At 28.3% G+C, this 15270-nt stretch carries 10 protein-coding genes; 3 read left to right on the top strand and 7 right to left on the bottom strand.

From position 1 onward, the window contains the following. Positions 1-34 precede the first annotated feature (34 nt). The 3 genes from ileS (at position 35) to JAHGCCOI_RS02695 (ending at position 6461) form a co-directional block, all read left to right on the top strand. A complete protein-coding gene (ileS, locus tag JAHGCCOI_RS02705) occupies positions 35-2737 on the top strand; it encodes an isoleucine--tRNA ligase (RefSeq protein WP_479491920.1) in 2703 nt (900 codons plus the stop codon). Between the two features lie 16 nt (positions 2738-2753). Next, positions 2754-3572: a YitT family protein gene (locus tag JAHGCCOI_RS02700; protein ID WP_479491919.1), complete on the top strand. Its 819-nt coding sequence runs from the start codon at positions 2754-2756 to the stop codon at positions 3570-3572. A gap of 132 nt (positions 3573-3704) precedes the next feature. Next, positions 3705-6461 carry a cation-translocating P-type ATPase gene (locus JAHGCCOI_RS02695; protein ID WP_479491918.1) on the top strand — a complete coding sequence of 919 codons (2757 nt, stop codon included), beginning with the start codon at positions 3705-3707 and terminating at the stop codon, positions 6459-6461. A 54-nt stretch (positions 6462-6515) separates the two neighbouring features. Here JAHGCCOI_RS02695 and JAHGCCOI_RS02690 read toward each other — a convergent pair whose 3' ends face one another. The 7 genes from JAHGCCOI_RS02690 to JAHGCCOI_RS02660 form a co-directional block, all read right to left on the bottom strand. Next, positions 6516-8012 carry a carboxypeptidase M32 gene (locus tag JAHGCCOI_RS02690; RefSeq protein WP_479491917.1) on the bottom strand — a complete coding sequence of 499 codons (1497 nt, stop codon included), beginning with the start codon at positions 8010-8012 and terminating at the stop codon, positions 6516-6518. A gap of 211 nt (positions 8013-8223) precedes the next feature. Then, complete coding sequence (locus JAHGCCOI_RS02685; RefSeq protein ID WP_479491916.1) at positions 8224-9090, bottom strand: ABC transporter permease; 867 nt, start codon at positions 9088-9090, stop codon at positions 8224-8226. Positions 9091-9118: 28 nt separating this feature from the next. Further along, a complete protein-coding gene (locus JAHGCCOI_RS02680; protein WP_479491915.1) occupies positions 9119-10045 on the bottom strand; it encodes an ABC transporter permease in 927 nt (308 codons plus the stop codon). 182 nt (positions 10046-10227) lie between these two features. Continuing rightward, on the bottom strand, positions 10228-11775 hold the full coding sequence (locus tag JAHGCCOI_RS02675) for an ABC transporter substrate-binding protein (RefSeq protein ID WP_479491914.1): 1548 nt from the start codon (positions 11773-11775) through the stop codon (positions 10228-10230). Positions 11776-11846: 71 nt separating this feature from the next. Further along, positions 11847-13379 (bottom strand): ABC transporter substrate-binding protein, encoded by a 1533-nt coding sequence (locus JAHGCCOI_RS02670; RefSeq protein WP_479491913.1) that lies wholly within the window; start codon positions 13377-13379, stop codon positions 11847-11849. A 66-nt stretch (positions 13380-13445) separates the two neighbouring features. Then, positions 13446-14249: an ABC transporter ATP-binding protein gene (locus JAHGCCOI_RS02665; protein WP_227807351.1), complete on the bottom strand. Its 804-nt coding sequence runs from the start codon at positions 14247-14249 to the stop codon at positions 13446-13448. A gap of 11 nt (positions 14250-14260) precedes the next feature. Next, entirely contained in the window at positions 14261-15268 is a 1008-nt protein-coding gene (locus JAHGCCOI_RS02660) for an ATP-binding cassette domain-containing protein (RefSeq protein ID WP_041624692.1), read from the bottom strand. Between the last annotated feature and the right edge of the window lie 2 nt (positions 15269-15270).

Raw genomic sequence — 15270 nt, 5'->3', positions numbered from 1 at the left:
TTTAACAACCTAAAAATAAGGAGATAAAAAAGATATGACAACAAATTATAAAACAACTCTTTTGATGCCAAAAACTGATTTTCCTATGAAAGGAAATTTAGGCAAAAACGAAATTAACATTCAAAAACATTGGCAAACACTTGACTTATATCAAAAAAAATTACAACAAAATCAAGACAACAACCCTTTTATTTTGCACGATGGACCTCCTTATGCTAACGGCAATATTCATATGGGGCACGCCTTAAACAAAATTTTAAAAGATTTTATTGTTCGTTTTCGTAGTATGCAAGGTTTTTACACTCCTTTAATTCCTGGTTGGGATACTCATGGTTTGCCAATTGAGGCAGCAGTTCTTAAAAAAACTTCTAAAAATGCTTTTACCAGAAAGTCTTTCCTAGATAAATGTCAAGAATTTGCCTTGGAAAATGTTAATAATCAAAAACAGCAATTTCAAAGATTAGGTATTTTAGGAGATTGGCAAAATCCTTATTTAACGTTGGATAAAACTTTTGTTGCTGATCAGGTAAGAATTTTTGGACAAATGGTTGACAAAGGCTTAATTTTTAAAGCCCTCAAACCCATTCATTGGTCACCTACTTTAGAATCTGCTTTAGCAGAAGCAGAATTAGAGTACCACAATCACCAATCTCCTTCTGTTTATGTTGCTTTTATCATGAAAAAACTAGATATTTTTGACAATGTGGCTTTGGTAATTTGGACAACTACTCCTTGGACTTTGCCTGCCAATGTAGCAATTGCGGTGCATCCCGAAAAAGAATATCAATTAATTGAAGTTTTACAAAAACGCTATTTGGTAGGAACTAAAAACATTCCTTTTCTTCAAAAAGTTTTTGCTTGGAACAAAGAAAACATCAAAGTTGTTGCCACTTTTGAAGGAAAAACCTTAGAACATTTAACTTACCAAAATCACCTTGTTTCCAAATTCGGAAAAATAATTTTATCACAACACGTTTTGGATGAAGAAGGAACAGGACTAGTCCATATCGCTCCAGGACACGGTTTGGACGATTTTTTAGTAGGTCAAAAATATAATTTAGATGTTGTTTGTAGTATTGATAAAAAAGGTATGATGACAGATGTTTCCAAATATCAAGGTCTATTTTACACCAAAGCCAACGAAGCTATCATCTCTGATTTAGAAAAAGACCATTCTTTGCTTAAAGCAGATGTAATTTTGCACTCCTATCCTCATGATTGGCGCACTAAAAAACCAGTTATTTCTCTTGCACTTCCTCAATGGTTTGTCTCTATTAAAAAAATTAAATCTCTTTTGCTAGAAGAAACCCAAAAAGTTAAGTGGATTCCACGTTGGGGAGAATTAAAAATGACTAATATGATTACTAATCGTGAGGATTGGAATATTAGTCGTCAAAGAACTTGGGGCGTTCCCATTCCTATTTTTTACACCGAAACCCATCAACCCATTCTAGATTTAAAATTAATTAATCATGTAGCTGATTTATTCGAACAGCATGGAATGGATATTTGGTATGAATGGGATGTTAAAAAACTACTTCCTGAAAACTACACTCATCCCCAAAGTCCTAACAATTTGTTTACCAAAGAACTAGATATTATGGATGTTTGGTTTGACTCAGGAACTTCTTATAGTGTTTTTAAAAAACGTAATCAAGTTTTACAAAGTGATGTTTATTTGGAAGGCTCTGATCAATATCGTGGTTGGTTCAATTCTTCTTTAATTACTTCTGTAGCCACTCAAAATCAAGCTCCTTATAAAACTGTTATTACTCATGGTTTTGTTTTTGATGGTGAAGGCAAAAAAATGTCTAAATCTTTGGGCAATGTCATCGATCCATTAACTGTTGCTGAACAAAAAGGAGCAGATATTATTCGTTTATGGGTTGCAAACACTAATTATAATCTTGATGTGCGCATTAATCCTTCCATTTTAAAACAAGTAGAAGATCTTTATCGCAAAATTAGAAATACCTTCCGTTTTATGTTAGGTAATTTAGATAATTTTAAAAAAGATACTAATTATATTGCCTTTGAACAAAGAACTTTTATCCATCAAGCAATGATGCTAGATTTTGAAGAAGTGTTAAAAAACGTACTACATTCTTATGATACTTATAATTTTGAAGGTGTTTTAAGGCATCTATTCCCCTTCATTACTAATAAAATAAGTGCTTTTTATCTCGATTTTGCCAAAGATATTTTATACATCGAAAAAGAAGATCACAAAGAAAGAAAGATGATTCAATCAACTATCTATGATTTGTTATTATCGCTTTTACAAGTTTTAACTCCAATTATTCCTCACACTACTTCAGAAGTTTACGGCTTTTTTCCTTTTGCTGTGGAAAAAGATATTTATTTAGAAAAAATGCCACAACTCAAAGCACGTCCAACTTCTCATCTTTTATTAGAATATCATAAATTTTTAACATTAAGAAAAAACGTTTTACAATATTTGGAAAAAGCAAGACAAAGTGGGCTTATTAATTCTTCTTTGCAAGCCCATATTACGTTATCATTAACCCAAGAAGAAATGCATGCTTTGGATGTTTTACAAATTAAAGATCAATTGCATCAACTTTTTATAGTCTCTAAAGTAACACTTCAATTAAAAGATACTTTTGATGTTAAAGTTGCCAAAGCTTCTGGGTATGCTTGTCAAAGATGTTGGAATGTAGTAATCACCAAACCCCTTACTCCTTTGTGCACGCGTTGCCAAAATATATTAAAATAAAAGAAATAGGTTTATTATGAAAAATGTTATGGAAAATATTGAAAAATTTCCTCCAATAAAGAAAAAAAATTCAATATGTTCAATAATTAAAAAAATATTAATTTTATCCTTATCCTTAATAGTATATGTTTTAGTTTCTGTTTGGGCTTTTGATTGCACCCGAGATGGCGGATATAAAACTGATCTTTTTCCTACTGGGATTATTGGTTTAGGCAATGTAATAGGTAAATTATTACATAAAGCAGGAAAGATTGAAACCAATAATATTATAGTTATTGCTGGTACTTTTTACTTTGTTGTTAATGTTTTCTTATTGTTTTTTATCTCTCGTCGTTATTTGGGTAAATATTTTACCATTATTACTGCATTTGCAACTGTCCTTCTTTTTGTTTCAGTGTTTTTTATTGAAAACCAAGTTAAACAAGGTTTTTTATATCATACTGAACGATTTTTTGGAATATTCAAAACTGAAAGTGATTTTTTAAGCGATCTTACCAGAGTTTTTTTTGCAGGTATTTTAATAGGTATTTTTAATGGTATTCCTGTAAGAATTGGTGCTTCTACTGGAGGACTTGATATTGTTGCTAAATATTTATCTGTTTATAAGAAAAAAGATATCTCTTTTGTAGTAGAAATGTTTGGCTATACTCTTATGATTTTTGGTGCTGTGGGTGTTTTTATTATTGAATATTTTTATAAAGAAACAGGTCTCAAAGAACTTACTACACAAATATCTTTATCACTTTTTTATACTGTTTTACGTATTAAATTATCTGCCTTATTTATGGGATTGATAACTTCTGTTCCCCAAAAAGAAACGAAACTAAACTGCTAAAACAGTTTAGTTTTTTTATTTTATTTGCACGCTTCACTTATTTTTATTAGTTGTAAAACTCAATTTCATAATACATTCAAAACAAATTGAAATTTTTACTTTTTGTATTTATATTAAATTAAAGGAATTTTAATGAAACATTCATTTAGTCAAAAAAACCCTGAACAATCGCAAGCATTGTTACAAACCAAAATCACAAAAGGGCTTACCTCCCAAGAAGCCTTGCAAAGACTTCAAATTAACGGTAAAAATCAAATTCAATCCCTTACCAAACCCACTTTTTGGCATCTATTCCAACAACAATTTAAAGATTTTTTAGTTATTGTCCTTCTATTAGCAGCTACAATTAATTTCGTGATTGGTATTTTACAAGGAAACAAAGAAGAACTTTTGGAAGGCTGTTTTATTTTGATTATTGTCCTTCTTAACGCCTTTTTAAGTATTTATTACGAAACTAAAACCCAAAAAGTTTTAGCTAATGTATCAAAAAAAGCTTCCCTTAATGCCAAAGTAATAAGAGATAGCAAACCGCTTTTAATTCCTATGCAAAATTTAGTGATAGGAGATATTGTCATTTTAGAAACTGGTGATATTATTCCAGCTGATATGATACTTTTAGAAACATTTAATTTATATGTAGATGAATCTTTGTTTACAGGAGAATCGCAAGCTGTTTTAAAAAGTGCTTGTGTTTGTCTCCAAAATGCAGCTCTTACTAATCAAAACATGGCTTTTATGAATACTGTTATTTTAAAAGGAAGAGCTAAAGGAGTGGTTTTTGCTTCAGGAATGCAAACTGAAATTGGAAAAATTACCCAGTTTATTTCTCAACCCCAACAAGAAAAAACACCATTAGAACAAAATATTGCCAAATTAACTAAAAAGTTAACTTTGATAATTGGTATTATTATTTTCCTTAATGGCTTGTGGACGATTTTTAAAAACATTTACAGCTCAACTTTTAGCTCTCACATTTTGAAACATACTTTTTTGGATGCCATTGCTCTTGCAGTTGCTGCTATTCCTGAAAGTTTATTAATTATTATGACTTTAATTTTGGCTTTGGGAATGAAAAAACTTGCTCTTAAAAAAGCTATTGTCAAAAATTTAAAAACCTTAGAAACTTTGGGGGCTGTTAATGTTATTTGTACTGATAAAACAGGAACTTTAACCCAAAATAATATGACTGTTAAAAAAATTATAGTTTGTAATTCTTTGGAAAAAATAAGTCCCTTTTGTGTGGAAAATATTAATGAACCCAAACCCTTTAATTTAGAAAAGTTGCTTTTATTTGGTATTTTATGTAATGATGCTTTGATTAGTGTTGCAAAAACAACCAACGATAAAACTTCAAACAACTTAGAAATTATTGCTGATCCTACTGAAAAAGCCTTTATTAATTTAGCTTTGTTTTATCAATATGATGCGTTTTTACTCCAAAAGCAATATCCTCGATTTGCAGAAATTGCCTTTGATTCCCAAAGGAAATTGATGACTACTTTTCATCATAAAGACAGATTTATTTATGCCATTACTAAAGGCGCTCCAGAAGTTTTGTTGCAAAAATGTAGTCAAGTTCAATATCAAGAACAAACCATTGCAAAAGATACTAAAATAATAAAAATATTAGAAAAACAAATTAGTCAATTAAGTGAGCAATCTTTGCGAGTTTTGGGAATTGCTTATCGTGTATTTTCTCTTGATTTAGAGACGAATCTTAAAAACAATCCTGATATTTTTGAACAAGATCTTATTTTTTTAGGGGCAGTGGCGATGGAAGATCCCATTCGAAAAGAAGTTATGCAAGCCATTTTTAAATGCAATCAAGCACGCGTCACTCCGATTATGATTACAGGGGATCATTTAAAAACTGCTTTTGTGATTGCCAAAAAATTAAATATTTTATCCCAACCTCAAGATTTAGCCATTACAGGAGATGAATTAGCTCAAATGCCAGAGGAAGAATTTTTGGAAAAATTATTGCAAATTAAAGTTTATGCAAGAACTAATCCTCATCATAAATTAAAAATTGTGAAAGCTTGGCAAAAAAAAGGTTTTGTGGTGGCAATGACAGGAGATGGCATAAATGATTCTTTAAGCATTAAACAAGCCAATGTGGGAATTGCTATGGGAATTGCAGGTACTGATGTTTGTAAAATGGCATCAGATATGATTTTAACAGATGATAATTTTGCTACTATTACGAATGCTTTAGAAAAAGGGCGAAATATTTTTAATAATATTAAAAAAAGTTTAGTTTTTCTTTTGAGTTGTAATGTTGGTGAAATTATTTTGATTTTGCTTGGTAATTTTTTAGGAATTTTCTTTTTTGGGTGTGATTTTAAAATTTTGACTGCTTTACAAATTCTTTGGATTAATTTAGTTACTGATTCATTGCCAGCAATGGCTTTGGGAATCGAACCACAAGAAACAAATTCTATGTCGCCAAAAACTTATAATCCTAAAGGAAGTTTGCTAAATAAAAAAACTTATCAAAAAATTATTTTGGAAGGATTTTTAATTGGTCTTTTGGCTTTTGTGGCTTCTTTAATAGGATATTATAATCATGATAGTGATAAAATAAGATATGCTCAAACTTTTGCTTTTATGGTTTTGGCGTTTTCACAATTGATTCATGTATGGAATTTGCGAAGTTTTTGCACTTCTGTTTTTAAGTTAAAAATAAATTCCTTTTTGATTAAAGCGTTTGCCATTAGTGTATTTTTGCAATTAATCATAATTTTTGTCCCTTTTTTAAGAGATTTATTTCAATTAATTTCTTTAACAACAAAAGATTTTGTAATCATTTTATTACTATCTTTGTTGCCTTTGTTGTTTGTAGAAATTAAAAAAAGATTTTGTCATTATAAATACCATAAATGTAGATGATATTAAAAAACAAAAAAGACTCTTTCAAAAAGAGTCTTTTTTTATATTCTTAAATTAATTATTCAAATATTTATTTTCTAAATATTGTAAAAAGGTTTCAGGGTTAATTTGGGGCATGCCTGTTGCTTTGAACACAAATTCTTGGTTGGTATAAAAAGAACCCCAGTTTCTTATTTTTTGATCTAAATATTGATTTAAAGTTTCAAATTTGCCTGTTTTAAAGTCCTCTTTAATATTAGGATTTGCTTTTTGAATGTTTTTCATTATCATGGATGCTAAAATAGCTCCATTTAAATAGCTAGGGAAATAACCAAAACTTCCTTGAGGCCAGTGAATATCTTGCAAGCATCCAAGACCTACGTTGGGTGGGGTAATTCCTAGATATTCTTTCATTTTGCAATTCCAAAAGTGAGGTAAATCATCCAAAGACAACTGATCAGAAATTAATAATTCTTCAATTTCAAAACGCAAAATAACATGGAAAGGATAAGTTACTTCATCAGCATAAATACGAACAAAATCAGGTTTTACTTGGTTGGCTTGTTTAAATAAATTTTGTGGAGTTAATGAAGGATTGTAAAAATTTAATTCTGTTTTTAAAATATCTACTAAGTAAGTTAAAAATTCTTGAGATTTAGCAACTTGTTTTTCCATTAATAAAGATTGGCTTTCATCAAAAGAAAAGCTTCGTGGAGTGCCTACTGGTTGATTTTTGTATTGTTGGGGTAAATTTTGGGCGTATAAACCGTGTCCTACTTCGTGTATAGTGGCTAAAAAACTATCTAAAAAATTGTTTGTATTATAATTGGAAGTAAGGCGAACATCATAAGGAGTGCCTCCACAAAAAGGGTGGATGGATTCATCTAGGCGACCATAATTGCAATCAAATCCTATTTTGGGCATAATGATTTGATTTAATTTTTTTTGGTTTTCTAAAGTCATTGCAATATCTTTGTAAAGGTGTTTTTGTTGTTCTTGTTTTTGCAAAATAGCTTTCATTAAAGGTGGTAATTTTTCTTTGATGACGTTAAATATTTGTTTGATTTTGGTAGCAGTCATTCCAGGGTCATATTGATCGATGAGAGCATCATACAAAGATACGCCTAATTTTTGGGATCTGAGATTTGCTACTTCTTTGGTGTAATTGAGTACTTTTTGAAAATAAGGTTTGAAGCTGTTATAATCATTATTTTTTTTGGCTTGTCTCCACATTAGCTCTGATTTGGTAGTTGCTAAAATTAAATTATTTTGTAGTTCTTCAGGGATTATTTCTTCGGATTGTATTTTGGATGTTATTTCTCGTAGATTAGCTTGTTGCCAAGAATTGAGAGTTTCTTGTTCTTGTTGTGCTTGTAAAAGCAAATTTTTGGTTTCTTGTGAAGTTAATAGTTTTTTTATAATTTGGGTTAAATCGATGATTTCTAAAGTGCGGCTTTCTTGGGAGCCCTTTTTAATGTTGCAAGCCATATCCCAGTTTAATATATTGATAATATTTTCTAAACGACCAATTTTTTCAAATCTTTGTTCTAATTTTTGATAATTAATTGACATATAAGGATTCCTTAGTTATTTATATTATTTGTAAACAAATGTTTTTTGCGATGGGTTTATGAGAGGTTAATTTTTGAAAAAAGCTTTGTTTTTTTATTAAAGTTGAAAAAAATAGTTTGATTTAAGTATAAATCAAACTTTAATTTTTAATAAATTATTATTTTGTTTATTGCGATTTTAATGGTGTGTAAGTTTGCAAATATTTTATTTTCTAATTTACATCTTTTGGATTAAAAATTTGGATCAAACCTTTACCAATTAAATTAAAAGATAGACTAGTTAATAAAATAATGATAAAAGGTCCAAAAAATAAATGAGGATAGAATCTAATATCACTTCTACTAGCATTTAAAATATTGCCCCATTCAGGAATTGTAGGATCGAGACCTAATCCAACAAAACTTAACCCCGATATTGTTAAAATAACTGTTGCCATACCTATTGTTATTCTTGTGATAATAATAGACCATAGATGAGGCAAAACATGTTTGAAAATTATACAAAATTCATTTGATCCTAAAGCTTTAGAAGCTTTGATAAAATCTTTTTGCCTAATTTTCATGGTATTTGCTCTTATGATTCGAATAAAAGTAGGAGCATTAGAAATACTTAGAGCAATTATTAATGATAATTTTTTGTTGTCTTTCAAAAAAAACATAATTAAAATAGCTAAAATAACATCGGGAAAAACTACTAAAATATCACATATAAAATTAATGATATTATCAAAAATATTTTTGAAATAACCTGAAATAATTCCTAATAACGTTCCTATTATACTAGCCATCATAATAGAACAAAAACCTATAGTTAAAGATTTTTTAGTTCCTTCTAACATTCTATTAAATAAATCATATCCAGTAGAATCTGTTCCCATGAGATGGTTTAAACTAATGCTTTGTAAACGTTTATAATGAGATGATGATGCAGGATTTTTATATAAAGGAGTAAAAGGAATTAAATAAATAGCTAAAAATAAAATAGTTAAAAATAAAGAACCAAATAAAATATTTTTATTTTTTGCCCAATATTTTAATTTTTTTTGGAAAAAAAGAAATAGTTTAAAGTTTTTTTTCATAATAAATGATTGTATCCTTTTTGCATATTTATCCCTTTTGTTTAATTTTGGGATCTAACCAAGCATACACTAAGTCTAGAAATAAATTCCAAATAGCTATAAATAAAGCGAGTAAAATAATAGAACATTGAATAACAGGATAATTTCTATTATCAAATGCATGTTTTATTAAAACACCTACCCCTTTTATTTCGAAAATATTTTCTGTAATAATAGAACCACCGATTAAAAAACTTAGAAGTAAACCGATGTGTGCTACAACAGGAATTAAAGCATTTTTTAAAGCGTGCTTAAAAATAATATTTTTTTTAGACAATCCTTTAGAATAGGCCGTTTTGATATATGGTTGTGACAAACATTCTTCCATGCTTGTTTTAGTAGTTTTAAAAACAGAACCCGATATTAATAAAGAAAGAGTTAAAATAGGCAAAACCATATGTTTAGGAGTATCAAAATCAGCTACTGGGAATAATCTTAAATAATGACCTAATGTAAGTTGCAATAAGATGCCAATGATAAAACTAGGAGAAGAAATGATGATAATAGAATAAAAATCTAGTATAAAGCTTTTTTTGGACCCTTCATAAAAAGCTGATAATGCTCCTAAAAAAATCCCTAATAAAGAACCAAAAAAACAACTTAAAAAAGCCAATTTAAAGGTATTAGTAAAAGCTTTTGTAAAAAGGTTGAAAACTGGCTCTTTTGTGCCATAATAAGATTTTCCAAAATCTCCTATAAAAATATTTTTGGAATAATTTATAAATTGAGTTTTTAAAGGCTTATCTAATCCTAATTCCTTTTCCTTTAATTTTCTTAGTTCAGGAGTAAGTCCTTTGTCAAACATAGCATCAATAGGATCACCTGGTATCATTTTCATAGTAAAAAAACTGATAAATATGACTGTTATAAATAATGTTATAGTGTATAAACTTTTTTTAAAAATATATTTTATCAACGAAATTTACCTCAAAAATTTAGAATATTTCATTTATGAATTTTTATTGGGTGATTTAAATAATATAAAAAATTATAGGTTAATTTTAATTGATGTATTAAAAAACATATTTGTTTTCTATAACGAAATTAACCATTTTTTTAATATTAAATTTTTTTTATAAATGTATTAATCAAAACCCATTATTTTTTTATGATTTTTGTAAAATCAAAATGTGAGAAAAGATCTGATTTAAAGCCTTGTTTGATATTTTTGGAAGTAATTACATAATTAGGATAACTATATAAAGGAATAACATAAAATTCTTTATGTATATATTGGCTTATTTCTTTTAATAAATTAGTATATTTTTCTTCACTTGTTTCTTTTTCAACTTGTAATAATTTATTTTCTATATGGCTTTTATCATCATTATCAATATGACAAAAATTATTGGGATTGTTGTTAGTTAAAAAATAATCACGTAAAACTTTATGCCCCCATTTTGATTCATAATTTTCACCTAAAAAAATCATATTGTAAGAAGAGTTATCTTTTTTGGCTTCTGTTAATAAAGCTTTAAAATCCATAGGAGCAAATTCTATTATAAAACCAACTTTTCTTAGTTGTTCTATTATTTTATGTTCAAAAAGATACTCAGATTTTGTACTGCATCCTATTTTAAGTTTTTTAGCAGTTTTATCTAGTTTTTGGACATATTTTTTAGCTTGTAAAAAGTTTGTTGGATAAGCATCTAATTCGTTATCGAATCCTTTCAAGGTTTCTGGCAAAAAAGTTTTTAATTTTTGAGCAGGGATTTCCAAATCAGATATTATTTTTTCAATATCTAACGACCAAGAAATAGCTTCTCTTGTTTCTAGAGAGGTTTTAGCTTTATTAATGTATAAATATCTAGCTGAAACATCTTTATTTTCAACTACTTCAACACTATGGCTTAATTTATCTTTTATAATTTGAATTTTATGAGATGGATAATCCAGACAAGCGTCTAAAGAACCATTTTCTACTTGTTGTAAATTAGTATCATTATTTTTATTAATTTTGAAAATGATTGTTTTAGGACTGTCTTTAATTGTGTCTTTATTGTAATAATTATTAAATTTTTCCATTTTGATTTCATCATTTGATTTATATTCAACTAATTTATAAGGTCCAGTGCCAATTTGTAATCCTTTTTCTTCGTTTTCTTCTACAGCTTTTTTATTTAGGATTCTGATAAAATTACAAAAAGTAAAGTGCCAATAAGGTGTTTTTTCTTTTAATTCGATTTCAAATTCTATGTTGTTTATTCTTTTGATTGCTTTGATTTCTTCAAACTGAGGATGTTTATTTTTGTGTCCTCTTTCGATTGTAAATATAACATCATCAGTTGTTATATTTTCGCCATTATGAAATAAAATATTATCTCTAAGTTCAAACTTTAATAAAGTTTTGTCTTGGTTTTGATTTGCATCACTTTCAACTAATTTAGCTAATTTACTTATGATTTTACCTTCTTTTTCTTCTAATAAAGTGTCATGAACTAAACGTAAATATCTATTAGAATAAGTAGAAAAAGTGTTTTCTGGAGAAGTAATATCAAATCCTTGGATATCTGATATAACAGCTATTTTAATTGTGTCTTTATCGTCTTCATGTTTTTTGCTTGGGAATAACTGCCACCACAAAATGATTAAAATTATAACTGTTAAAGCTCCAACACTTATATATATATATTTATTTTTTTTCATTCATTTTGCTTTGTTTTTACTTTTCTAATTATTTAATTATAAATCTATTTATTATTTATTGAATATTTTTTTTATTTACTTACTTTAACTTGGGTAAAATCAGTTCTTGCGAAAAGATCACATTTAAGACCTTGGACTTTTTTGCTTGTTAAGAAATATATGTTTTGTTGATAAAAAGGAACAACATATTTATTTTGGTCTAAATGAGTTTGAATATCTTTTACTGTTTGTTCGTATTCAGTGATTTTAATGTTTTTTTGAGATTTTTCTAAAAGTTCTTTTAGTTTTGTGTCTTCTTGAATGTGAGTGTAAGTTCCTTGGGTAGATTCCCCCGCGTTTTTTGGTGTCATAAAATCTGTTAAAGATTTATGACCGTATGCCATTTCATGCATATCACTCACAAACAAAATGTCATAATTTCCTTTTTTTGAATTTTCTTTGAATGTATTAAATTCTGGTATTTCTAATGTTACTTCAAAACCTACTTCTTGTAGTTGTTCTATTATTTTGTTTGCTACTTCTTTAGTTTCCTTAGCAGAAAACCCGAATTTAATTTGTTTATTTGTAAGTTTGCTAACTGCGTTTTTAACTTCTTGTGTGTTTTTATTATAAGCGCATTGAATATTTGGATTATGTCCTATTTCTCCTTGAGGAACATAAGTTTTTAAAAGTGTAACTGGTAATTCCAGTTGAGTAATTATTTTTTCAATATTTAAAGCTTGAGCAATTAATTTTCTTTTTACAAGTTCAACATTTTTATTATTCATCATTAAATAACTACATTTAACAGCGGTATTTTCAACAACTGTAATATCTTTTTGTTTTCTTGCATCGGCTACTTTATCTACTGGAAAGTCTAAGACAGCATCCACAGTCCCTGCGCTTAACTTTAATAAAGCCGTATCTGGATTAGAAGTGGTTTGAAAAATGATATCTTTTTCGCTATTTTTTATTTTTTCTTTATCAAAATATTTATCAGAAAGTTTTAATTTTATTACTTTTTCAGAAGAATCCCATGAAACTAATTGATAAGGACCTGCACCAATCTTAAGCCCTTCTAATTCATTTTTTTCTACAGCATCTTTATTAAGTATTCTGAATTTAGCGATAGGTTCATAGACAAAAGCAGGCAATAATCTAAATTTTATTTTTACTTTTGTGCCGTTTTCTAATTCTTCAACTGATTCAATATTTTCATATTCATCGTGTTTTTTATTTTTTGCTCGTTCAAAAGAATATTTGACATCTTTTGCAGTTAATTTTTTACCGTTATGAAATAAAACATCATCTCTTAGAGTAAAAATAATGGCATTTTCATTTTCTATTTTACCCCATAATTTAGCTACTTGAGGCAAAACATCGCCATTTTCATTTGTAGAAACTAAAGTAGAGTGGATGCAGTTAAACAATCTATCTCCTTGTACACTTTGAGTGTGACTTTTATTTCCTGGGTCCAAACCTACAATATCATTTGGTAAGGCGATACGAAGATTATTTCTTAGGGGGGGTTTGTAGACTACAAAACCCATTACAACAAATAAAATAACTGCTGTCCCTATAACTAATTGTTTTTTATATTTTTGTAATAATTGTTTAAAATCCATTTTGCTCCTATATTCTCCTTTTTGATTTTTTTATATTGCAATTATTTAATTTTTGTTTTTAACAAACTAAACATTATGATAACCAAGCCCAGTTTTTAAAAAATTATTAAGTAAACTTTTAGTGTAGGGGTGTTTTGGATTTTTTAATATTTGGGATGTTTTAGCACTTTCTACAATTTGTCCTTGATACATGACAATAATATCATCGGCTACTTGAGAAACTACTCCTAAATCATGGGTGATAAATAAAACAGCAGTGTTTTGTTCTTGTTGTAGATAAGCAATTAAATTAAGAATTTCTTTTTGGACAATTACATCTAGAGCAGTAGTTGCTTCGTCAGCAATTAAAAGTTTAGGTTTACAAACTAATGCCATAGCAATCATTATTCTTTGACACATTCCGCCTGAAAGTTGATGAGGATATGAATTCATTACTCTTTGAGCGTTAGGAATTTGGACTTTTTCCAAAATATCAAGAGTTTTTTGATAAGCTTGGGTGTAATCAAGTTTTTGATGGAGCATTAGAACTTCTATAATTTGATTTTTGATTTTAAAAACAGGGTTAAGGCTAGAAATGGCATCTTGGAAAATCATAGCAATTTCGTTTCCTCTGATTTTTTGCATTTCCTTTTCACTAAATTGAGAAATAATACGATTTTCAAAAGTAATTTCGCCTTGGTAAATTTTTTGGTTTTTTTCAAATAATTTGAGAATAGAAATTGCAGTTTGGCTTTTGCCGCTACCAGATTCTCCAACTATTCCTAAAGTTTTGCCTTTTTGGACTTCAAAAGAAACACCACGAACTGCTTTGATTAGACCTTTTTGGGTTTCAAAATAAGTATGTAGATTACTAACTTTTAATAAACTCATATTTTACTCCTTTATATTTTAGTAGCTTTATTTTTTAAAGTGCAAGAAATAAAATGATTAGGGGCTACTTGATACCAATCTAGGTCTTGTTTTTGAGTGTGAAATAAAAATCTAAATTTGTTAGTTTCGTAGGTGATTGGCATTTCTTCTAAAGCTTTATTTTGAGTTTTTAATTTAGGGATAGCATTTAGAAGTTGTTTGGTGTAGGGATGATAAGGTTTTTTAAAAAGGCTTTCTGAAGGTGCTATTTCAATTACTTTTCCTAAATGCATTACACAAATGCGGTCACTTAAAAAACGAGCAACTCCTAAATCATGAGTAATAAACAAGAAAGTTAGTTGGTAATCTTTTTTTAAATCATTTAAAAGGTTTAAAATTTGGGCTTGAATTGATACATCTAATGCTGATACTATTTCATCGCAAACAACAAATTTAGGTTTAATAATTAAAGCTCTTGCAATTGCAATTCTTTGTCTTTGTCCCCCTGAAAGTTGATGAGGATAACGGTCATAAAGAGAAGTATCAATGCCACATTTTTTCATGATAGCTAGAATCATTGTTTGATATTTGGGGTCTTTTTTGCCTTTTGTCATTTTGTGGATTAAAAGTCCTTCGCCAATGATATCTGATATTTTGAGATGAGTGTTAAGAGAAGAAAAAGGATCTTGGAAAATAATTTGTAAATCTTTTCTTAAAAAGCGCTTTTCTTTATTACTTAAAGTAGTTAAATCAATTTCTTCAATGTCTTTTGTCTGTGTTTCCTTAGTTTTGGGGATTGTTTCTTTGTGATAAAAAACATTGCCTGAAGTAGGTTTTACAAGTTGTAGAAGAACTTGTCCTAAAGTTGATTTTCCTGAACCAGAGCCTCCAACTACGGCTAATGTTTCGCCTTTGAAAATGGATAAATTAATATTTTGGTTGGCTTTTAGTAAGGTATCTGGTTTTAAAAAGTTTTTTTTGATAGAAAAGTTTTTGGATAAGTTTTTAATTTCAATTAAAACTTGATTTGAGGATGTCATTT

This window comes from Mulberry dwarf phytoplasma, from assembly GCF_056504655.1.
This window is presented reverse-complemented; position numbering and strand designations above follow the sequence as displayed.